At 69.9% G+C, this 20,897-nt stretch carries 22 protein-coding genes and 2 tRNA genes; 15 read left to right on the forward strand and 9 right to left on the reverse strand.

The genetic code is table 11. The features are described 5' to 3' along the window. Nucleotide 1 precedes the first annotated feature (1 nt). The gene (locus tag HHUB_RS10655; protein ID WP_059057592.1) at nt 2-1,609 is read left to right on the forward strand and encodes a hypothetical protein; all 1,608 of its coding nucleotides are present in this window, start codon (nt 2-4) and stop codon (nt 1,607-1,609) included. On the opposite strand, the gene HHUB_RS10660 is transcribed toward HHUB_RS10655, so the two are convergent. Further along, complete coding sequence (locus tag HHUB_RS10660) at nt 1,606-1,947, reverse strand: DUF7113 family protein (RefSeq protein ID WP_059057593.1); 342 nt, start codon at nt 1,945-1,947, stop codon at nt 1,606-1,608. The two genes, HHUB_RS10655 and HHUB_RS10660, sit on opposite strands and share 4 nt — an antisense overlap. Before the next feature lie 85 nt (nt 1,948-2,032). Here HHUB_RS10660 and HHUB_RS10665 point away from each other — a divergent pair, with 85 nt between their 5' ends. Both HHUB_RS10665 and HHUB_RS10670 read left to right on the forward strand, forming a co-directional pair. Beyond that, entirely contained in the window at nt 2,033-3,817 is a 1,785-nt protein-coding gene (locus tag HHUB_RS10665; protein ID WP_059057594.1) for an ATP-binding protein, read from the forward strand. 70 nt (nt 3,818-3,887) lie between these two features. Continuing rightward, nucleotides 3,888-4,313, forward strand: a complete 426-nt coding sequence (locus HHUB_RS10670) for a universal stress protein (RefSeq protein WP_059057595.1) — start codon at nt 3,888-3,890, stop codon at nt 4,311-4,313. 328 nt (nt 4,314-4,641) lie between these two features. Here HHUB_RS10670 and HHUB_RS10675 read toward each other — a convergent pair whose 3' ends face one another. Beyond that, nucleotides 4,642-5,820: a KaiC domain-containing protein gene (locus HHUB_RS10675; protein WP_059058286.1), complete on the reverse strand. Its 1,179-nt coding sequence runs from the start codon at nt 5,818-5,820 to the stop codon at nt 4,642-4,644. 118 nt (nt 5,821-5,938) lie between these two features. Between HHUB_RS10675 and HHUB_RS10680 the strand changes: the two genes are divergently transcribed. Then, nucleotides 5,939-6,766: an NAD(+)/NADH kinase gene (locus HHUB_RS10680; RefSeq protein ID WP_059057596.1), complete on the forward strand. Its 828-nt coding sequence runs from the start codon at nt 5,939-5,941 to the stop codon at nt 6,764-6,766. A 70-nt stretch (nt 6,767-6,836) separates the two neighbouring features. Then, nucleotides 6,837-7,769, forward strand: a complete 933-nt coding sequence (gene mptA / locus HHUB_RS10685; protein ID WP_059057597.1) for a GTP cyclohydrolase MptA — start codon at nt 6,837-6,839, stop codon at nt 7,767-7,769. A 10-nt stretch (nt 7,770-7,779) separates the two neighbouring features. On the opposite strand, the gene HHUB_RS10690 is transcribed toward mptA, so the two are convergent. The 3 genes from HHUB_RS10690 to HHUB_RS10700 form a co-directional block, all read right to left on the reverse strand. Next, nucleotides 7,780-8,667 (reverse strand): DUF4870 domain-containing protein, encoded by an 888-nt coding sequence (locus HHUB_RS10690; RefSeq protein ID WP_059057598.1) that lies wholly within the window; start codon nt 8,665-8,667, stop codon nt 7,780-7,782. 74 nt (nt 8,668-8,741) lie between these two features. After that, complete coding sequence (locus HHUB_RS10695) at nt 8,742-9,542, reverse strand: TrmB family transcriptional regulator (RefSeq protein WP_059057599.1); 801 nt, start codon at nt 9,540-9,542, stop codon at nt 8,742-8,744. Nucleotides 9,543-9,772: 230 nt separating this feature from the next. After that, nucleotides 9,773-11,395: a DUF255 domain-containing protein gene (locus HHUB_RS10700; protein WP_059057600.1), complete on the reverse strand. Its 1,623-nt coding sequence runs from the start codon at nt 11,393-11,395 to the stop codon at nt 9,773-9,775. Nucleotides 11,396-11,494: 99 nt separating this feature from the next. Between HHUB_RS10700 and HHUB_RS10705 the strand changes: the two genes are divergently transcribed. The 5 genes from HHUB_RS10705 (at nt 11,495) to HHUB_RS10725 (ending at nt 13,451) form a co-directional block, all read left to right on the forward strand. Next, nucleotides 11,495-12,091 carry an FxsA family protein gene (locus tag HHUB_RS10705; RefSeq protein WP_059057601.1) on the forward strand — a complete coding sequence of 199 codons (597 nt, stop codon included), beginning with the start codon at nt 11,495-11,497 and terminating at the stop codon, nt 12,089-12,091. Between the two features lie 66 nt (nt 12,092-12,157). Continuing rightward, nucleotides 12,158-12,231: transfer RNA gene (locus HHUB_RS10710), tRNA-Ile, on the forward strand. 82 nt (nt 12,232-12,313) lie between these two features. Next, nucleotides 12,314-12,616 carry a hypothetical protein gene (locus tag HHUB_RS10715; protein WP_059057602.1) on the forward strand — a complete coding sequence of 101 codons (303 nt, stop codon included), beginning with the start codon at nt 12,314-12,316 and terminating at the stop codon, nt 12,614-12,616. Nucleotides 12,617-12,947: 331 nt separating this feature from the next. Continuing rightward, entirely contained in the window at nt 12,948-13,154 is a 207-nt protein-coding gene (locus HHUB_RS10720) for a hypothetical protein (RefSeq protein ID WP_059057603.1), read from the forward strand. 30 nt (nt 13,155-13,184) lie between these two features. Next, complete coding sequence (locus HHUB_RS10725; protein WP_059057604.1) at nt 13,185-13,451, forward strand: hypothetical protein; 267 nt, start codon at nt 13,185-13,187, stop codon at nt 13,449-13,451. A gap of 70 nt (nt 13,452-13,521) precedes the next feature. Here HHUB_RS10725 and ahbB read toward each other — a convergent pair whose 3' ends face one another. Further along, nucleotides 13,522-14,553 carry a siroheme decarboxylase subunit beta gene (gene ahbB, locus HHUB_RS10730; RefSeq protein WP_059057605.1) on the reverse strand — a complete coding sequence of 344 codons (1,032 nt, stop codon included), beginning with the start codon at nt 14,551-14,553 and terminating at the stop codon, nt 13,522-13,524. A 94-nt stretch (nt 14,554-14,647) separates the two neighbouring features. Here ahbB and HHUB_RS10735 point away from each other — a divergent pair, with 94 nt between their 5' ends. Both HHUB_RS10735 and HHUB_RS10740 read left to right on the forward strand, forming a co-directional pair. After that, the gene (locus tag HHUB_RS10735; protein ID WP_059057606.1) at nt 14,648-15,706 is read left to right on the forward strand and encodes an anthranilate phosphoribosyltransferase; all 1,059 of its coding nucleotides are present in this window, start codon (nt 14,648-14,650) and stop codon (nt 15,704-15,706) included. Between the two features lie 39 nt (nt 15,707-15,745). Next, nucleotides 15,746-16,288: a peptidylprolyl isomerase gene (locus HHUB_RS10740; RefSeq protein ID WP_059057607.1), complete on the forward strand. Its 543-nt coding sequence runs from the start codon at nt 15,746-15,748 to the stop codon at nt 16,286-16,288. Nucleotides 16,289-16,294: 6 nt separating this feature from the next. On the opposite strand, the gene HHUB_RS10745 is transcribed toward HHUB_RS10740, so the two are convergent. Continuing rightward, nucleotides 16,295-17,908, reverse strand: coding sequence for a methyl-accepting chemotaxis protein (locus HHUB_RS10745; protein ID WP_059057608.1), 1,614 nt, complete (start codon nt 17,906-17,908; stop codon nt 16,295-16,297). 230 nt (nt 17,909-18,138) lie between these two features. Between HHUB_RS10745 and HHUB_RS10750 the strand changes: the two genes are divergently transcribed. The 3 genes from HHUB_RS10750 to HHUB_RS10760 all read left to right on the forward strand — a co-directional run bounded on the left by HHUB_RS10750 (nt 18,139) and on the right by HHUB_RS10760 (nt 19,881). Continuing rightward, the gene (locus tag HHUB_RS10750) at nt 18,139-19,194 is read left to right on the forward strand and encodes a sensor histidine kinase (protein ID WP_238323958.1); all 1,056 of its coding nucleotides are present in this window, start codon (nt 18,139-18,141) and stop codon (nt 19,192-19,194) included. A 52-nt stretch (nt 19,195-19,246) separates the two neighbouring features. Next, nucleotides 19,247-19,588, forward strand: coding sequence for a hypothetical protein (locus tag HHUB_RS10755; protein ID WP_059057609.1), 342 nt, complete (start codon nt 19,247-19,249; stop codon nt 19,586-19,588). A gap of 210 nt (nt 19,589-19,798) precedes the next feature. After that, nucleotides 19,799-19,881 (forward strand) — tRNA-Leu (locus HHUB_RS10760). A gap of 203 nt (nt 19,882-20,084) precedes the next feature. Here HHUB_RS10760 and crcB read toward each other — a convergent pair. Further along, nucleotides 20,085-20,441, reverse strand: coding sequence for a fluoride efflux transporter CrcB (crcB, locus tag HHUB_RS10765; RefSeq protein ID WP_059057610.1), 357 nt, complete (start codon nt 20,439-20,441; stop codon nt 20,085-20,087). Then, nucleotides 20,441-20,821, reverse strand: coding sequence for a CrcB family protein (locus tag HHUB_RS10770; RefSeq protein WP_059057611.1), 381 nt, complete (start codon nt 20,819-20,821; stop codon nt 20,441-20,443). The genes crcB and HHUB_RS10770 overlap by 1 nt, the downstream gene beginning before the upstream one ends. Nucleotides 20,822-20,897 lie beyond the last annotated feature (76 nt).

The following is a 20,897-nucleotide window of genomic DNA, read 5'->3' on the forward strand; positions in this document are numbered from 1 at the left end:
GATGCCGGCGTTCCCGGACCCCGACCACGCCGTCCGCATCGCCGCGAACGAGCTCCGCATCGCGTGGCGGAAGCTCCGCGGGAAGAGCACCGCCCAGCTCGCGTCCGTCGGCATCGTCGTCCTCTTCGGCGTCGCGTTCACCGCAGCGGCCGCCTACGGCGCGTACCTCGGCGGTCGCGGCGTCGCGACCGACCCCGGCGACGTGAGTTCGCTCCTCGGCCTCGTGCCCGCCGCGCTCGCCACCCTCACGCTGTTCATGGCAGCGTACATGACCGTCATCCAGCTCGGCGACGTCGACGCCCGCGACGGCTACCTCACGACGGTCCCCGCGCGAGACGTGGTCGGCGGGCTGCTGCTCGCTGGCTACGTGCGCGCGTCCGGTCTGTTCGTCGCGCCGCTGCTGGTCGCGTCGGTCGCGTTCGCGGTCGGCGCGGGCTCGCCGCTATCGCTCCCGCTTGCCGCGCTCGCCGTGCTCGCACTCACCGCCACCGCGTTCCTCGTCGGCTTCCCGGTCGGCGCCGCGATAGCTTACCTCGGCAGCCGGTCGGCGCTCGTCGCGCGATTCAAGACCGTCATCGGCGCCGTCGTCTTCCTCGCGTACTTCTGGCTCATCGTCTCCGGCACGTTCGACGAGGTCGTCGACCCGATCCTCGACGTCGCGGAAGCCTCGCCGGTGTCGTGGTACGCCGACCTCGCCACCCTCGCCGTCGTCCCGGGCGCGAGCGCGGCGAAAGCCGGAGCCGTCGTCGTCGGCTCGGTCGTCCTCGGCGCGGGCGGCGTGCTCGCGAGCGTCCGGCTCTCCGAGCGCCGCTGGTACACCGAGAGCGTCGAAGCCGGCGAGCGCGAGACCGACTCCGTCGCCGGCGGTCGGCTCGACCGCCTCGTCGGCCGACGCCCCGCGTGGGTCGCGCGCAAGAGCTGGCTGCGCGCCCGCCGCGCCCCCATCCGACTCGTCTTCGTCGCGTACCCGGCGTTCCTGCTCGTGACGCCAGTGCAGGCCAGCGTCGAAGCCGGCCGCGTCACCGCGTCGCTCCCGCCGTCGGTCGCGCTGTACGGCGCGTGGATGACCGGCGCCGCGTTCACGCTCAACCCCCTCGGCGACGAGGGCGCGGTGCTCCCGGTCACCGCGATTTCCGGCGTCTCCGGCCGCGAGTTCGTCGGCGGGCTCGTCGTCGCCAGCGCCGTCTTCGGCGCCCCCCTCACGCTCGCGGTCGCCGGCGGGCTCGCGCTCGCCAGCCCGCTCCCGCCCGTCGCGCTCGCGTGCACGGTCGTCGCTGCCGTCGTCCTCCCGGTCCTCGCCGCCGCGCTCGCGGCCGGCGTCGGCACGACCTACCCGAAGTACGACGCCACCAACGTCAGCCGCAGCCGCGAGGTCGTCGTCCCGTCGATGTGGGCGTTCGGCGTCTACACGCTCGCGTTCCTGCTCACCGCCGGCATCGCTACCGCCGTCCAAGTCCCCGCGGCCGCCGGCGCGCTCGCGAACGCGGTCGGCGTCACCGACGCCGCTGCCCACGTCGGCGCGCTCGCTGTCGGCGTGCTCCTCACGGGCGTACTGGCGACCGTCTCGGTCAGAATCGCGGTGCGCGCGTTCGACGACTACACCGCCTAGAGTTGGGCCTCGTGCTCGGGCTCGACCTCGATAGCGACGTCCTCGGGGTCGACGCCGATGCGCGCGAACTGCGTGCGGACGTGCTCGCGGGCCGCCTCCAGCGCCTTCTCGCGCGTGTCGAACCCGCGCGGCATCGGCGACTCGAAGGCGACGTTGACGTCCTGCCCGCCGACTTCCTGGGTGCTCCCGCCGCTCTCGACGGCGTAGAACTCGTCGCAGACCCAGACGTACGGCGCCGCCTCGTCGGGCGCGCCCTTGAACGACGGGGCGTCCTCGCCGCGCTCGTACAGCGTCCCCGTCAGCGTCGTCCCGGCCGCCGAACCGCGCACCAGCAACATGGCCCGTCGTACGGGCGCGAGCGGCATAAGCCCGCGGACGCCCGCGAGGGAAAGCGGTTAGTGCGCGCGCCGCCACGACCGGAGCATGAGCGACCTCGGGGACTTCGCGGACCACGACGGCGGCGACGACGCGGCCGACGCCGACAGCGACGACGACTTCCAGCGCCCGGAGCTCGACGACACCGGCAGCGACGACGGCCTCGGCGCGCTGGCGGTCTCCGAAGGCCTGCGCATCCACGAGGACGGCCAGGAGACCGCGCTGAAGGCGTACGTCACCGCGGGCAACCGGTCGTCGGTCCGACTGGGCTCCTACCTCGTCGCGCCGTACCCCGGCGGCGAGAAGCTGTTCTGCAAGATTACTGGCCTGGAGTACGTGCAGGCGTTCCAGAGCGACGACGCCACCGAGATTCACGCCCGGCGCGCGATGCGCTCCGAAAGCGTCGACGAGCAGGACTACAAGTTCCTCGCGGAGCTGGACCCCGTCGCCGTCCTCTACCGCGATGGGGACGACCTCAAGCGCCGGATGGCCGACCGCGTGCCCAAGCCGGAGACGGTCGTCCGGGAAGCCGACGACGCCACCGAAATCAAGACCGGGCTCAAAATCCCGGAGGACGGCGTGTTCCTCGGCCACCTCTCCGTGGGCGGCGAGAAGGTCCGGACTGCCGCGGAGCCGCCGACCATCGACTACCGCGTGAAAGACGACTACGAAGCCGGCGACCCGCTCGTGTTCCGACACACGCTGGTCGCGGGCGGTACCGGCTCCGGGAAGACCCACTCCGCGAAGAACGTGCTCCGGCAGTACCTCCACGAGGACCGCCGCTACCCCGTTGACGCGGGCGGCGCGGAGCGCCGGATGGCGGTCGTCCAGTTCGACCCGCAGGACGAGTACGCGCAGATGCACGACGACAACCCCGACGCCGACGCCAACGACGAGCGCCGCTGGGAGACGCAGGGACTGGCGCACGGCGGCCACGACGACACGGTCGCGTTCGTGCCGAAGGTCGGGTCGGCGTCGTACGCCGCCGACCACCACGACGCCGAGCGCGTCGAGTTCACGGTGCCGTTCTCGATGGTGCGGGACAACCCGTGGCTGGTGGCGTCCAGCGGCCTCAACGACAACCAGTACGGCGCGCTCCGGCTGCTGTTAGACCGGTTCTTCGGACAGTACGGGCAGGGCGGCACGTACGAGGAGTTCTGCTCGTTCCTCGACGACCCCGCGCTCAAGGAGGAGCTCGACGAGTCCGGGCGCGTCCACGAGGCGACCTACGAGGCCGTGCTGCGGCGCGTCCACGGAATGCCCTCGGGACTGTTCGACCAGGACGCGCGCCCGATTACGGAGCTCGTGGAGAACCGCCAGTTCGTCCGCCCGGGCCGGCTGTCGGTAGTGCCGACCTACCACATCAGTAACTCGCGGGCCGCGGAGACGGTGGTGCTGGCGGTGTCGAGCCTGCTCGTCGACCAGAAGCTCTCGAACGACCCCGACTACGAGTCCATCAAGGAGACGCCGCTGGTGGTCGGGATGGACGAGGCGCACAACTTCCTCGCGGACGCCGACAGCGTGCAGGCGAACCAGGTCGTCGGGAAGTTCACGGAGGCCGCCAAGCAGGGCCGCAAGGAGCGCCTCGGCCTGTTCCTCATCACGCAGGACCCGCAGGACATCGCCGACCCCGTGTTCAAGCAGGTGAACACGACGGTCGTGTTGAACCTCGGGGACGAGGACGCCATCAACGCCGTGAACATTCCGGCGTCGCTGCAGTCGAAAGTCCCCTACATGGAGAAGGGGCAGATGGTCGTCTACTCGCCGGACAACTCCGAACCGGTCGAGATTCAGGGACTGCCGACGTGTCTGACGCGACACGGCCGGGACTGACCACCGCCCCGTCGGGCGGTCCGCGGCCCATAGAACTTTCACCCGGGCTGGTCAATTTCGAGGCGACACCATGACGAAGATTCTCGTTCCCGTCGACGGCTCCGAGCAGTCCAAAGAAGCACTCGAATACGCCCTCGAACACTTCAAGGACGCCGAAATCACGGCTATCAACGTCATCGACCCCATCGAGGCCGGCTACACGGCGCAGGCGACCGTGCCGGGCTACTCCGAGGAGTGGTTCGAGCAGGCGAAAGACGCCGCCGAGGAGCTGTTCGACGAGGCCGAAGAGACCGCCGGCGAGTACGACACGGACATCGACACGACCACCGAAGTCGGGCGACCGAGCCGCGCCATCGTCGAGTACGCCGAGGAGAACGACTTCGACCACGTCGTGATGGGGAGCCACGGCCGCTCGGGCGTCTCCCGCATCCTCCTCGGCAGCGTCGCCGAGAGCGTCGTGCGGCGTTCGCCGGTGCCGGTGACAATCGTCCGCTAGAGCTGACAGGCGGCGCGAAGTACGCAGGCTGGTTCGCCGCACTCCCGCCTCAACCGACCTGCGCTGGATTCAGGTCACGGCCCGGGTTGGTCCCGCTCTCCTACTTGAACCTACGCAGCAGGTAGGCTTCTGCCAATCGAACAACCGACGAGCTAGCATCCGCGAGCGAGCGGCTTGAAAAGCCCGAGCGAAGCGGTTCACTGCACGAGCGAACGAAGTGAGCGAGTGCAGGCCGACGACTGAGCGGAACGTAGTGGAGCAAAGGAGGAGTGCTTTTGGTGTCGGTTTTGCCGAGCGCGCCGAAGGCGCGCGCAGCGCAAAAGCGCCCTCAGAAGATATTCGCCTGCCGATACACGGAGATACCCTGGTGGGTAATCTCGTAGGGCTTGGTCTCGCGGGAGTGGTTGGCGTCCCGAATCTTCTGAATCTCGACGGCGAGCCGCGTCTCCCGGAAGTCCTCGGGGCGGATGTAGCGGAGGACGACGACGGCGTCGGTGAGGTACTCGATGATGCCGTGGCGGGAGGCGAAGGGGTTGTCCTCTGAGGCTTCGCTGGTGAGCATCGTGGTGACGCCGGCGTCCTTGAGCGCTTTCGTGAAGTCGTAGATTTCGGTGCGGCGCACGGATTGGTCGTCGTACATCATCTCCAGCAGGGAGACGGAGTCGAGGACGAGGCGGCTGGCGCCGAACTCCTCGACGAGCCGCGGGAGCTCGTTGCGGATGCTGGTGAGGGAGTTGGCCATCTCGATCGGGTCGATGTCGATGACGGCGAGGTTGCCTTCCTCGGTGTGGCGGTCGAACTCCCAGCCCTTCTCGGTGGCGCTCTGGACGACGCGCTGGCGGGACTCCTCTAAGGTGATGTAGACGGCGCGCTCGCCGTTCTGGATGGCTTCGTGGAGGAACTGGAGGCCGAACGTGGTCTTCCCGGTGCCGGCGCCGCCGATGGCGACGATGAGCGAGCGCTCGGGGACGCCGCCCTGCACCATCTCGTCGAGCCCCTCGATGCCGAAGTCGATGCGCGGGATGTCCGAGTCGTACTCTTCTTCCTCCTCGAAGCCGCCGGGACCGCCCGCGCCGACGTCGCCGTCGAGGTCGAACCCGAAGTCGTCCTCACCGCCTGGTGCGGCAGCACCGGCGCCGCCACCGCCGCCGAACGCCGCCGCGAAGTCGTCCTCGAAGAGGTCGTCGTCCTCGCTGCCTCCGCCCGAGGGCTCACCGCCACCGCCGAACGCCGCCGCGAAGTCGTCGACCTCGCTCTCGGGACCCGGCTCGACTCCGTCCTCGGGCTCGGCCGGCGTCGGCGACCCCGCGGTCGGCTCGTCGGACTCCGACGCTGCCTCGCCGAACGATTCCGGCGGCTCGGCTGTCTCCTCACCGGATTTGGACTCCAGCGGCTCGGCTGTCGGCGCCTCCGATTCGGCGTCGGACGGCTCCTCGTCGCTGTCCGTCTCGGTCTCCTCCGCGAAGGCTTTCTCGAACCAGTCTTCGTCGTCCTCGTCAGCCACGATGACGCCTCCGTACCGCGGCGCACTGCGCCGTCGGCTCCATATCGGGGTGGTCGGGTCACAGCGAAAAGTAGTTTCCGCCGCCCGCGGGTTTTTCAAGTGCGGCACCCCGAGTGGGCGTATGCGCGTTGGAATCGTCGCACAGCGGGGGAACTCGCGGGCCGCGTATCTCGCCGCGGACGTCCGCGAGATGCTCGCTGGCGAGGACGCGGAAGTGTGGCTGGACACGGCGACGGCGGACGCACTCGACGGCGACGGCCACGAGGTCGCGGAGTTCGACGCCTGCGACCTCGTGGTGAGCATCGGCGGGGACGGCACGTTCCTGTTCGCGGCGCGGGGCGCGAGGTCGACGCCGGTGCTGGGCGTGAACCTCGGGGAGGTCGGCTTCCTGAACGCGGTCGCGCCGGAGGACGCCGTCGCGGCAGTCCGTCGGGAGGTCGAGCGCTACCGGGAGACCGACGAAGTACGCCACCGCGAGGTGCCGCGGGCGGCGGCGTCGGGGGAGCGCGAGTGGTCGCTGACGCCGGCACTCAACGAGGTCGTGATTCAGGGCGACCAGCGCGGCCACGGCCGCGGCATCGACCTCGAAGTGCGCGTGGACGGGTCGCTGTTCGAGGCGACGCACGCCGACGGCGTCCTGATTGCGACGCCCACCGGGAGCACCGCGTACAATCTCAGCGAGGGCGGCCCGCTCGTACAGCCGGGCGTGGACGCGTTCGTCGTCACCGGAATGTGCGCCGAGGAGGCGATGCCGCCGCTGTTGACACCGGTCGGCGGCGAGGTGACGGTGCGCGTGGACGGCCCGGAGTACGCGGTCGTCTCCAGCGACGGGTCGAACCGACAGCGCGTGCAGACGCCGGAAGTCATCACCGTGGAGGCGGCCGACGAGCCCGCGCGCGTCGCCGGCCCGGACTCGGATTTCTTCCAGGCGCTGAACAAGCTCAAGTAGCGGCTCGGCGAACGAGAGCGGGTCGCCGGAACGGAAAGGGTTAGTGAGCTACCAGCCTTATCGCGGGTCAATGAGCAAGCAGCTGCCGGACGTGCAGGCGACGGAGCCGGAGGTTGCAGTGGGGTTGAGTCAGGTCGGCGTGACGGGCGTCGAGAAGCTCGTGAAAATCGCCCGCGAGGACAAGCGCCCCATCGTGTTGACCGCGGAGTTCGAGGTGTACGTGGACCTCCCGCAGGGCCGGAAGGGCATCGACATGAGCCGGAACATGGAGGTCATCGACGAGACCCTCGAGGACGCCGTCTCCGAGCCGGTCTACCGGGTCGAGGAGATGTGCGGGGAGACCGCCGAGCGCCTGCTGGAGAAGCACGAGTATACGACGACGGCCACCGTCGAGATGGAGGCGGAGCTGATGATTCAGGACGAGACGCCCGCGAGCGGCCTGCCGACGCAGGGCACCGTGGACATCGTCGCGTCCGCGACCGCCGAGGAGGGCGAGCCGACCCGCGAGGAGATCGGCGCGCGCGTCGTCGGCATGACCGTCTGCCCGTGCAGTCAGCAGATGATGAGTCAGACCGCCCGCGAGAAGCTCGCTGACCTCGGCGTCGGCGAGGACGACGTCCGGGAGTTCCTGCAGGAGGTCCCGCAGGCCGGGCACAGCCAGCGCGGGCACGCAACGCTCACCATCGAGACCTCCGGCGACCCCGACGTGGACCTGATGGACGTCGTGGACGTCGCGCGGGACTCGATGAGCGCGCGCATCTACAACCTCGCGAAGCGCCCCGACGAGGACCACATGACCTACGCCGCGCACGCGAACGCGAAGTTCGTGGAGGACTGCGTGCGCTCGATGGCGGAGGGCGTCGTCGCGGAGTTCGACCACCTCGACGACGACGCGGTGGTGACGATGAAGCAGTCCAACGACGAGTCCATCCACCAGCACAACGCCCACGCCGAGCGCGTCGCGGAGTTCGGCGCGCTCGAACAGGAAGTCAACGGGGAGTGAGCCGCGGCGGTCAGTCTGTTCTCTCGGTCCGAGTGAGTCGCGCGACGAACCCCGCGGCGAGCGGGTACGACCACGCGGTCCCGCGGGCGGCCTGCACCGCGGCGACGACGGCGAACGCGACAGTCACCGCCCAACTGAGCGCCGACAGCGCGAACAGCGCGAGGCCCAGGAGGGCGACCGCGGTGGCGTACGGTTCGGGGACCAGCGGCCCGGAGACGGCGTAGCCGAGGACGTGGCCGTCGTCGGCGCCCGCGGCGAGCGTGAGCGTCGACGCGACGTTGAACGCCAGCACGGAGAGATACCAGTCGAGGGCGTGACCGGCGTTCGCTCGCGTGAACGACTGCTCGCTGGCGACGTACGCCAGCGCCGCGGCGACGGCGGCCGCGGCGAGACCGACCCTCGGGGAGCCCGAGAGCGCAATCGCGGCGCCGAACGCGGCGAGCACGACGACGTGGACCGCGACGCCGGCGACGGACTGCTCGGCTCGGCCGTCGCTCGCGGCGGGCGTCTCGGCGGCCTCGGCGACGGCGTGCTCCGGGCTGTAGAGGGAGGCGACGCGAGCGCGCTTGAGGAGGTACGCGGCGCCGACCACACCGGTGAGAAGCGAGTGGACTGTCACGTACGCGGCCGCGACGAGGAGGACGCCGCCGCCGACCCAGAGCCGGCGGTCCGGCGACCACGGCGCGCCGCTGGCCGCGACGGCACCCGCGTCGACGTACAGCGCGGCGAAGAAGACCGGGACGAGCACGAACAGGAGCGCGCCGACGACCGCGACGCCCGCCAGCGACCACGGGCTCGCGAGCAGCGATTCTGGGGACGCGACCGCCAGCCACGTGGCCCACGCGAGGTGAACGAGCGTGATACCGGCGACGACGTACAACGACCGCGTAGTTTGCACGTGCGGCACTCGTCAACAGTCACGGATACGTATTTCGTCTGTTACGCGAGCGGCGAAAAGAAACGGGGCGGCGGTCAGTCCAGCGTCGCGGCGTCGGTCCACGTCTCCGCAAACACCTCGTAGACGTCGGCGGCGAACGTGGAGTCGTGGAGGTCTATCATCGCGAACGACTCGTCGGGCTCGACGGGATTGGTCACTTCCAGACAGACTTCGGCGTCGTCGACGATGGTGACGTTGCCCTCGACGGTGGGACCGATGCGGACCTCGTAGCCGGGGTGTTCGGCGAGCACGGCGACGTAGCGCTCGTTGACCGCCTCCGGGATGTTCGAGGACAGCTCCTGTGAGATGAGCACGGAGACGTCCACGCCGCGTTCGAGCGCGTCTTCGAGGTGGTCGACGATGCGGCTGGTGGTGTCCGCGACCTCGAAGCTCGTGGACTCGAAGCCCGCGACCAGCCGGACGGAGTCGTCGGCGGCGTCGATGCGCTCCAGCAGGAGGTCGAGCGAGTCGTCGGGGCCGAGCGCGGCCGTCCAGAACCCCTCCTCGGGCTCGGAGGGCGTGCGGAGGTCGGCTTCGAGCTCGTCGACGACGGCCTCGTACTGGTCGGCCTTCTCGCGGAGCTCGCGCTTGCGGTCCTCCAGCAGGCGGTCGAGGGCGGTGTCGGGCTCGACGGCGACGTACTTCTTCGGGCGGCTGGCGGCCTGACTGCGCACGAGGTGCTGTGACTCGATGCTCCCGAGCACGTCGTAGATGCGGCCCATCGGGACGCCGCTCTCCTCGGACAACTCCTTGGCGGTTGCCGGCCCGGTTCGGAGGAGCGCGCGGTACGCGCTGGCTTCGTACTCCGAGAGGCCGAGGTCCCTCAAGTCAGCCATCTCGTCGTCGGTTCGAGAGCCGGCGTGAAAAACACTGCGCCAGTTTACGGGCGGACAGTCACTCGGGCGGGTCCGGCGGCCGCGCCTCGATGTACGGGAGTTCGTCGAGCAGTTCGTCGAGGGGGACCGTGGCGTCGGATTGCTCGCGAGCCATCACCAAAAGCAAGGGCGCGAACCACCTTGAAACCCGATTTAGAGGGGTTCAGTGGGTGGTGGTGGCCTCCCGAGCGCTATTGAGTGCTCGCGACGAGGTCCGCCAGCGCTTCCGGGGAGTCGACGGCGTCGCTGGTGCCGTCGGCTTCGACGAGCCACGCGGTCCCAGCCTCGCCGTCGGCGTTCGGGACGACGACCTTCTCGTGGTCGGCCATGCGGAGCGCGGCGCGGTGGAGGTCGCTACCGGCCTCGTCGGCGACTTCGACTACGAGCGGGTCACTGACGACGCGGGAGGCCGCGGTGCCGTACGCCGCGACCTGCGGCCCCATGCGCTCGGCGGCGCCCGCGAACGCGCCGACGGCGTCCGACGCGGCCTCGTGGTAGCGGGCGTCCCGCGTGAGGTAGTGGAGGTCCACGAGCGCGTCCGCCATCACGGCAGTGTCGTCGATTGGGCGGAGCGGCTGGTCGAGCAGGCCGGCGCCCTCCAGCGGGCCGTCGAGGAACGCGCCCGTCGCGTCCTGCAGGTCGTCGATGGTGGCGTCGGCGACGGTGACGGCGGTGTCGAGGTAGTCGCCGCCCAACACCTGCGCGGCCGTCGCGAACGCCTGCACGACGCGCGCGCGGTCCGCGAGCAAGCCCGTGGGGGCGTCCGGCTCGTCGAAGTGCCGGACGGTCGCGCCGTCCACGAGCGCCTCCCGGAGGTAGTCGAGCGTGCGCTCGGCGTACCGGGTCGCGGTGTCGTCGTCGGTGTACGCCGCGAACGACAGGAGGGCGTCCGCGGTGAGCGCGTTCACGTCCGCGTACGCCGTCTCGTCCACGGGAGGTTCGGCGTGGCTCGCGCGCTCGTCGGCGGACTGCTCGAAGTACTCGCCGGCGGCCTGACTCCCGCCGAACGCCTCGCCCGTCCACAGCGTGCCCGTCGCGTAGTCGATGGTGTGCTCGGCGGGCTCGCGGTAGTCCTCGCTGCCCGTGTGCAGGTACGCCGACGCGAACGCCCGCAGGAGGCTGGCGTTCTCCGCGAGCACCTTCTCGCGCTGGGGGTCCGACCAGTCGCGGCCGTGCGCGAACCGGAAGAACCCGCCGTCCACGTCGTCCGCGAGGTTGCGTCGGACCGCATCGAGCGTGCGCAGCGCCTGGTCGCGCTCGCGCTTCAGCGCGAACTCGACTGTGGCGGGGAGCGGGAACTTCTCGTCGGTCCCCCAGCCGCCGTGCTCGCCGTCGAACTGCTCGCCGAGCTGGCCCGCGAGCAGGCGCTCGATGTCGGCGTTCACGGGGCCGACTGGCGGCTCGCCGCCGCGGAGTGCGCGCGGCTCGCTCCCCGCGTCCTCGCCCTTTTCGTCGTACGTCTCGCGGACGCGCTGGAGCACCTGCCGGAACCCCTCCGGTTCGAGGAACGTCGCGCCCGCAATGTGGTCGCCCGCGGGCGTCACGAACACCGTCGAGGGGAACCCGCCCATGTTGTACCGCTCCCGCACGCGCGGGTGGCGGTCGGCGTCCACGCGCACCGGCACGAAGTCGTCGTTGACGTTCGCGGCGATGCGCGGCTCCGCGTACGTGCGCTCGTCCATCTGCCGGCACCAGTCGCTCCACGACGCTACCAGCGACACCAGCAGCGGCACGTCGCGGTCGGCGGCCTCCGCGAAGGCCTCCTCGCCCCACTCGCGCCACTCCACGCGCGTCGCGTCGGCGGACTCGTCCATACGTTCGCTGCGCGGCGAACCCGGGAAACCGTTTCGACACGGGCGAGCGCCGCCCCGCCCAACAGAAAGGCTATGAATCGCCGTCGGCTACCCCGGCGTATGCCCCGAGTCCGGTGGCTGTTCCTCGCGCTGCTCGTCGTCCCGCTGGCGGACGCCCTCTTCCTGGTGTTCGTCGCGGGGCAGGTCGGCTGGCAGGTGACGGTCGCGCTCGTCGTCCTGACCGCCCTGCTCGGCACGCTGTTCGTGCGCGCGGAAGGCCGCCACACCCTCCGACGCATCCAGCGCGCGCTCGCGCAAAGGAAGACGCCGACCGACGAACTCGTCGACGGCGGCCTGCTCATCGCCGCCGGCGCGTTCCTCCTCACGCCCGGCCTCCTGACGGACGCGCTGGGCTTCCTGCTGGTGTTCCCGCTGACGCGCCACCCGTTCCGGTACGCCGTCAAGGAGTGGGTCATCAAGCCCAAGCTCGACTCGAAGACCGGCGGGTTCGCCACCGGGAACGTCTACACGTTCGGCTTCCCCGGCGGCGACGACGGCGACGCCGGGCCGTTCGCCGGCGCGGGCGGCAACGGCGGCGGCGGTGGGCCGTTCGGCCCGGGCGCAGCGGGCGGCAGCGGCGACGACGACACCATCGACCTCGACGAGGACGCCTACGACGTGGAATTCGAGGACGGCGACGACGCCGACACCCGGTAACGCACGACGGCGCGCTGTAGAAAGGAAACCCTTAATTGTACCAGCGGCAAACGTCGGGATGCGTTCGGGCCAGTAGCTCAATTAGGTAGAGCGCCACTCTGATAAGGTGGAAGCTTCCGGTTCAAATCCGGACTGGCCCACTCCAATTCCTCCGCGATACCACCCGCGTAGGAGTGGCTGTTCTCCCGAACCGTTTTGCGCTCTGACCGCCACTACCCACGCATGACCGACGACGTATCCGAGATCGTGGACGACCTCCACGAGCGGGCGGCGGCGTTGAGCGAGGACGACGCGGCGCTCGGGGAGCTGTTCACGCCGAACTTCATGCGGCGGCACACGGAGGCGGCGACGTTCCGGGGGTTCCTCGACGACAGCGAGTGGGAGGTGGCGACGCGGTCGGACTTCGCGGCCATCGACGAGGCGGCGTTCGACGAGTACGTCGCGGCGCGCACGTCGTTCGCCGACTGGGAGGCGATGCTCGGGCAGGCCAGCGAGGAGTGGATGGCGCGCCAGCTCGTCGAGTAGGGTTTTTGCACGCGCTGCGACTGCGCGCCGCTTTGAGTAGGGGTGGGCGGGTACGGGAAGGTGGGCGCCGACCCCACCCCGGTGCCCGTTGGTCCCCTCCCCCGCTGGTCGTCGAGGCCGACTTCCCCCGAACGCCCCCACTTCGTTCGGCCTCGACGACGCGGGTTACAGTGTCCCCGCTGGCGCGTCGCGACGCACGTCGCAGCCAGCACCTTCGTTCCGTGAACGCCGCGTAGCCGTCGGCACGGGGAGTGTCCGGCGACGTGAGACCGCCCAGCGGTGCGAGCGCGGAACCGGGGCTTTGACGCGGCCGGAGCGCGAACCCCGGCGTATGGATTCACGCGTGGCGCTCGGACTCGTCATCGCCGCGGGGGTCGTGCTCCCCGGGGTCGCGGACTACTTCCTGCATCAGGCCGGCTTCGAGACGGCGGGCGCGGTCGTGTGGGGCGTCGGCTACGCGTCGATGGCGCTGGTCGTGTGGTACGGCTGGATTCGCCCGCTGGACCTCACCGGTCCGGGCGGCGGAACGGAACCTTAAAGGGGATTTCGCGGCGAAATCCAGCCAGCAATGGCGTTCACACCGCTGCCCCTCGTCGACGACTTCCTCGTGAGCTACCACGTCGGGCACGCGCTCCTCGTCCTGTTCGCGTTGTCCATCGTCGGCAGCATCCCACTCGGCTCCCGGAAGGTCGTGGCTCTGAACGCGTCGCTTTTCGGCGTCATCTTCTTCGTGACGCCCGCCTCCCAGCTCGGCGGCGACCCGTTCACGTACCGGTTCCTCGGCGTCGCGCTGCTCGTCGTCGCGCCGATTCTGTTCACGACCGCGCGCGAGTAGCCGCGGAACCACCGGCCGCGCCGCCGCCGGACGCCATCGGATTCTCTCTGCGCTCCCGCGCGAGCAGCTCCTACTCGCCGACGAGGTCGTCGTAGCGCGCGCCCGTCTGCTTCAGCGTTTCTTCAGAGTAGAGGCGCTCGTGGTCGAACGGCAGGTAGTCGGCGGCGAGTTCGTCGATTTTCTCGTCGACGGCGTCGCTCTCGCGGCCGTGAATCATCGTGAAGAGGTTGTACGGCCAGTCCTGTTCGGGGCGGCGCGGGCGGTGGTAGCAGAGCGTCACGTAGGGGAGCTGGCCGACCTCGACGCCGCGCTCGTCGAGTTCGTCGTCTGGGACGTCCCAGACGACCATGCAGTTGGCGTCGAAGCCGGTGACGACGTGGTTGACGACGCAGCCGACGCGCTTGATGCAGCCGTCCGCGAGCAGGCGCTCGGTGGCGTCGAGGACGTCTTCGACCGGCGCGCCGATGGCGTCCGCGACGTCCCGGTACGGCGTCCGCGACAGCGGGAAGCCGTCCTGAATCGCGAGCAGGAGGTCGGCGTCCAGCGTCGAGAGGTCGCCCGCCGCGCTCTCGCTGATGCGGGTCGCGGAGACGTCCGTGCTGTCGAGGCTCTCCCGAGCGAACCGGTCGCCGTTCACGACCGGGAACTCCAAGTCGATGTAGTAGTCGGTGAGCATCGGGAGGTTCAGCACCTCGCAGCCGGTCCGGGCCTCGATTTCCGCGAGAATCTCGTCGCGCTTCTCGCGGCTGCCGGCGGTGACGACGAACCACTGGTTGTACGCGTGGGCGCGGCGGTAGTTGTGGTTGACCTGCCGGTAGCCGTTGATGACCTCCGCGACCTCGTCGTAACGGTCGGCTGGCGCGCGCACCGCGGCGAGCGTCGACGACCCGATGACCGGGGGGTTGAGGACGGCGCCGAACCGCCGGAAGACGCCGTCGTCGTAGAGGCGTTCGACGCGTTCGAGCGCGTCGGCTTCCGTGACGCCGAGGTCGTCGGCGACGGCTTCGAACGGGCGCTCCCGAATCGGGAACCCGCTCTGGTACTCGTCGATGAGGCGTGCGTCCACGTCGTCGACGCGTTCGCGCCAGTCGGCGGCAGCCATTACCCGTCGGTTGGCACTGCGTCGGCTACTGTTTACCGGTTCGCGGCCGCCGGAATCGGGTGGATTTACGCCGGTGGAGACGCAACGATTCGACATGAGCGATTCGCACGGCGAGTGGCCGCTGCAGCGCCTGATGACGGAAGTCGTCGGCTCCGGGCCGAAGTCCGCCGAGGACATGACCCGCGAGCAAGCGACGGAGGCCTTCGAGCGCATCCTCGACCTGACGCCCGACCAGACGACGCTGGGCGCGTTCTGGCTGGCGAACCGCTGGAAGCGCAACAACGGCGAGGAACTCGGCGCGTACGTGGACGTGATGCGCCGCGAGAGCGTCGTCGCCGCCGAGCCCGACGCCGACCCCGTGGACTGCGGCGCGAACTACGACGGGAAAGGCGACTCCGCAATCTTGGGCGTCGCCGCGGGCGTCGTCGCCGCGGCCGCCGGCACGCCGGTCGTCGTCCACTCCGGCGACCGCGTCCCCACGCAGAAACAGGACGCCTACAAGCACGTCCTCGACGAACTCGGCGTGCGCACCGACCTCGAACCCGAGGAGTCCGCCGAGATGGTCGACGAGCACGGCTTCGGCTTCTACTACCAGCCGAACTTCAACCCCGTCGTGGACGCGCTGTGGGACCGCCGCGACAACATGGGCGTGCGGACGTTCGTGAACACCGTCGAGACGCTCGCGAACCCCGCGAACGCCGACACCCACCTCGGCTCGTTCTACCATCTCGCGTTCGCGAAGAAGGTCGTCGAGACCGCCCGCGAGAGCGAGGACGTCGGCTTCGACCGCGTGCTGATGTTCCAGGGGATGGAGGGCTACGACGACGTCCGCCCCGGCTCCACGACGGTCGCGGAGTGGTCCGAGGGCGAGGAGCTGGAGGACTTCACCATCGAGACCGACGAGTACGGCATGGACATCGAGAGCGCGGACCTCGAAGTCGAGGACGTCGCCGCTGACTCCGCGGAAATCACGGCGGACGTGCTGGCGGGCGACCGCCGCGACCAGTTCGCGGACGCCGTGAAGCTCAACGCCGCGCTCCGCATGTACGCCGGCGAGGACGTCGACTCCCTCGACGAGGGCATCGAGGCGGCCGAGGAAGTAATCACCAACGGCCGCGCGGAGAGCCTGCTCGCGGACCTCTGCTCGTTCTGAGTAGGTAGCGTTATCCGGCGCGACGGCGTTCTCCGTGGTATGACCAAGAAGGCGACCCTCCACACGAGCGAGGGCGACATCGAGGTCGAGCTGTACGACGAGCGAGCGCCGACGACGGTCGAGAACTTCGTCAAGCTCGCGAAGGACGACCCCGCCGCGGGCGCCGACCCCGCGCCCGACACGAAGACGTGGGAGGACCCCGAGAGCGGCGAGATTCGCGGCGACTCGCTGTACCGCGACGTCGCGTTCCACCGCGTCATCGAGGGCTTCATGATTCAGGGCGGCGACCCCACCGAGAGCGGCCGCGGCGGCCCCGGCTACGAGTTCGAGGACGAGTTCCACGACGACCTCCGCCACGACGGCCCCGGCGTGCTGTCGATGGCGAACTCCGGCCCGGACACGAACGGCAGCCAGTTCTTCATCACCCTGGACGCCCAGCCCCACCTCGACGACCGCCACGCGGTCTTCGGGAAGGTCACGGACGGCATGGACGTCGTCGAAGCCATCGGCAGCGTCGAGACCGACCGCAACGACCAGCCCGAGCGCGACGTCGTCCTCGAATCCGTCGAGATTCACGACTGAGCCGGCTCATTCGCTGCGGAGGCTGACGAACGGCGGACTCGGCTGGAGCGTGGCCGCGCGGCTGGCGCTGTCATCGCTCGTCGGTGTCCGGCGGCGCTCGACCGCGAGGGCGTCGGCGTCCTGGGAGACCGCGACCACTTGGTCGGCGGCGCCCGCGTAGAACGCCGCGAGCGTCTCCGGGACGGAGTCGCCGACGACGTTGAGGACGGTGTCGCGGCTGCCGAAGACGCCGTCGTCGTTCTCGTAGCGGGCGGCCCGCGCGTCCGCCTCACCGAGTATCTCCACTTCTCCCGCGATGTTCCCGACGACGAGCAGCGGCGCGTCGCGGCGCGCGGCCGTCGTCTCGTTGGCGGCGGCCAGCGACGACTCCCGGAGGTCGAAGACGTTCCGGCCGTCGGGCCAGCCGCCGAACGGGTCGAGAACGAACAGTCGGTCGTCGCCGAGCGCGTCCACCAGGGAGTCGTCGGCGGCCGCGAACGCGTCCGCGAGCGTTCCGCGGTCGAGCGTCGGCGGCGGCGTCAGCGACACCGCCGTCCCCGAGGCCGCGGCCGTCGCGACGAGTTGGGCGAGCAGGCCGTCGACCGCATCGGTGGCCGCGTCGTATCGGAGCACCGCCTGCCCGCCGACGACGAGGCCACCGCCGAGGAGGTCGTCCAAGCCGGGGACGCCCGTGTCCAGCGTGGGCGCGTCGGCTAGGCGGCTACGGCGGTCGGCGTCGGCGGCGGTGAGCACGCCCTCGACTTCCCCGAGCATCGCGGTCTGCTCGGAGCGCGCGTCGCGGATGGCGGCGACGTCGTCGTCGATGGCGGTCGCGCGCTCTGCGAGCGTCTCGCAGCGCTCTGCAACGGCTTCTGTGGTCTGAGCTTGGTCGTCGGTCGCCGTCGACACCGACGCGATACCGGCCGCGGTCTCCTCGACGGTCTCCGCCACCGCGTCGAGACTCGCCATGGCGTCGGCGGTCTGGTCGGCGCCGCGCTCGATTTCGTCGGCCGCCTCGTCGAGTTGGGCGACGGTCTCCTCGGTGGCCGCCCGGACGGCGTCGAGGGCGTCCTCGATGTCGTCGGCCTGCTCCTGTGACTCGGCCGCCAGCTCCTTGATTTCGTCCGCGACCACCGCGAACCCGTCGTTGTCGCCGTCCGTTCGCGCGGCCTCGATGGACGCGTTCAGCGCGAGCATGTTCGTCTGGTCGGCGATGCGGTCGATGCCGGCGAGCGCGTCCGCGATGCGGTCGATCCGGTCGCGGAGCGCGTCGACCTCCGCGACAACGTTCTCGCTCACCGTGCGGACGTCTTCCATGGTGTCGATGGCGTCCTGGGCGGCGTCGCGGCCGTCGGCTGTCTCGGCGGCCGCGCGCTCGCTCTGCTCACTGACCTCCGTCGCGGTCGCCGCGATCTCCTGGATGGTCGCGGACAGCGACCCGACCTCGTCGACGACCCACTCGGCGTCCGCGACCTGCTCGCTGGTCCGGTCGTCGATAGCGGCGAGCTGGTCGTCGACGGTCGTCGACGCGGCGTGGACGACATCGAGGGCGCCGTGAGCGTTAGCGAGCGACCGGTCCTCGGTCACCGCGACGGACGTGGCGTCGGCTTCGTCAGCCGGCGTGGGCTGGTCAGAACTCATGCGGTCCCCCTGTCGCCGCCGGCCGCGAGGCGACGCTCGCCGGCCGAGTCGTGGTTGTTGGTAACACGGCGTCATCGGAGGAGTTTTTCGCCATCCGACAAAACAGTTCCCACTCGGACAAAATATGCTAATCTACACGTCTTTCGTGGAGGTTTTCCACAGCACCCGAGACAATTGCCGAGATACGTAGACGTTTATCGCATCTTCGTCGAATAACGAGTTGAGCAATCGTGGACGAACACATGGAGCAGTCCAGCGCGGACGCCGCGAGCCGGTACGCCCACCTCATCGAACACATCCAGGACGCCGTGGTCGAGTTCGAGCTCGTCGGCGGCGACCCGGTCGTCCGCCGCGTCAACGAGGCGTTCGTCGACAGCTTCGGCTACGAGCGAGCCGCCATCGTCGACGAACCGCTCAACGACTGGATCGTCCCCGAGTGGCTCCGCGAGGAAGCGCAAGCGCTCGACGAACGCACGTTCTCCGGGGAAATAAACTACCAGCGCGTCCGCCGAGAGACGACCGGCGGACTGCGGGAGTTCCTCTACCGCGGCATCCCGTACGCCGGGGACGGCGCGACCACCGACGGGTTCGCCGTCTACACCGACCTGACGGACATCACGCGAACCGAACGCCGGCTGGAAGTGATGAACCGAGTGCTCCAGCACAACCTGCGGAACAAGGCCAACATCGTCCTCGCGTACACGACCGAGCTGCTCGCGGAGTTCGACGAACAGCGCGCACACCGAACCGAAGCCGCCGCCCGCATCGAGGGGGCCGCCCGCGACCTCGAAACGCTGACCGGAGAAGCCGCAGACATCAATACCGTCCTAAAGTCCACCGCAGACGGCCGGACGACCGACTGCGTGCCCCTGATCCGAGACGTCGTCGACGAACACCGCCGCAACTGGCCGGCAGCGAGCGTCGAGACTGACCTCCCCGCGTCGCTGGTCGTGCGCGCCAACCGTCGGCTCCGGTTCGCCGTCGACGCGCTCGTGGAGAACGCCCTCGAACACAACCCCAGCGACGAACCCAGTGTCCACGTGCGCGCTGCACCCGCCGACTCGGACGGGTGGGTGACCATCCGAGTCGACGACGACGGCCCGACGATTCCCGACGACGAACGCGACGTCGTCACCGGCGACGGCGACATCACCGCCACCCGCCACGGTAGCGGCCTCGGGCTCTGGCTCGTCAAGTGGACGACCGAGCTGTTCGGCGGCGAACTCACGTTCGCGACCAGCGACCTCGGCGGCAACAGCGTCCGCCTTCGCCTCCCCAGCGCGTGACCGCACGCCATCACCGACAAAACCAAACAGGTCGACCACCGATACGTGAACAATGACCGACGACGCCGACGCCGTCGACCCCAGCGACATCGGCGAGAGCGACGCCCCGTCAGTCGAGGAGAAGCCCTACAAGCTCGTCTTCGAGGCGAACAAGTGCTTCGGCGCGGGCAAGTGCGCGGAAGTCTCGGCGAACTGGGAGATGGACATCACCTCCGGCATGGGCAAGCCCGTCTCGTACTTCTTCGACGAGGACGACTTAGACCACAACATCGCCGCCGCCGACGCCTGCCCCGCGAAGAAAGGCGACGGCGTCATCCACGTCGTCGACCGCCGCACCAACGAGGAAATCGCGCCCGACCCCCACGGCGACGGCACGCTCTCCGTCGACTGGTAGCGCGTGCGTCCCGGTCTCACTCGGCGCGCTCTGGACGACCGTCACGCTCGTCGCCATCTCGGCCGTCACCGCGCTCGCGCTCGGCCCCGACTGGACGGTCAGCCACCGCTTCGCCATCATCGGCGCGAGCGTCGGCTGGGGCGCCTCGGTCGCCATCCGCCGCCGCGCCTGACCGTAACCGACTTCTCCCCGCGGCCGCCACGACGTAATGCGAGGGTGGCCGAGCGGCCAAAGGCGGCGGGCTTAAGACCCGCTCCCGTAGGGGTTCGTGGGTTCGAATCCCACCTCTCGCATACGACCTTTTGCGCTGCGGGCGCGCTGCGCGCGCCCTCGGCAAAAGCTCGGCCAAAAGCACAGCGTCGCTCCAGCGCGCCTTCGGCGCTTAGTCGCTCCTCGGCCCGCGAGCCGGAGGCTCGCGGTGAATCGCGACGCTCGGGCTTTGCAAGCCGCTTGCGTTGCGAATGCTAGCAGCGATTCTCGGCTCGGTAGCGTCGAGCTAGCCCACCAGAAGCCAAGCTAAACCAATCGCCACACCAGCGCCGATTAGATTCCCGAGCGCGTGGAACGCGGCCGCGCCGAATCGCTTGTCCTCGACGAGGCCGACGACGTCCACGCTGAACGAGGAGAACGTCGTGAACGCGCCGCAGGCGCCCGTGCCGAGCAGCAGCATCGCGTCGTCGCTCGCGCCGGCGAACGTGAGCGCGGCGAGCGCGAACGACCCGACGACGTTCACGACGAGCGTGCTGGCGGGGTAGTCCTCGGTCTGGACGAGTTCGCCGACGGCGAACCGGAGGACGGCGCCGAGCGCGCCGCCGAGGCCGACGAGCATCGGGGATGGTAACGAGAGGTCCATCACGCGCCACCTCCGTAGCGGACGACGAGTGCGCGGCCGACGGCCACGCCGAGAAAGCCGAGCGCGTAGTTCGCGGCGACGTTCGCAACCATCAGCGCGGGCGGGGCGCCCGCGGTCTGGACGGCGAACGTACTGTACGTCGTCAGCGAGGAGAGGAAACCGGTGCCGAGGAGTCGCCGCGCGCGCTCCCCGAGGGCATCACGCTCGGCGGCGGCGTAGACGAGCGCGCCGAGCGCGAAGCTCCCGACAGCGTTGACGGCGAGCGTGCCGGGCAGACCGGGCGCGAGCAGCGCGACCGCGTACCGGACGTTCGCGCCCGCGAACCCGCCGACGGCGACGAGCGCGACGACGGCAATCGTGGCGCGGGAGTCGTGGCGCATCGGTGCGAGCGAATCACCGGAACGTGCGCGGCAGCGCTACTTACGGGCGTCGAAGTCCCGGAGCGCAACACCCAAC

It is taken from the genome of Halobacterium hubeiense, from assembly GCF_001488575.1.
In the GTDB taxonomy this organism is placed as follows: domain Archaea; phylum Halobacteriota; class Halobacteria; order Halobacteriales; family Halobacteriaceae; genus Halobacterium; species Halobacterium hubeiense.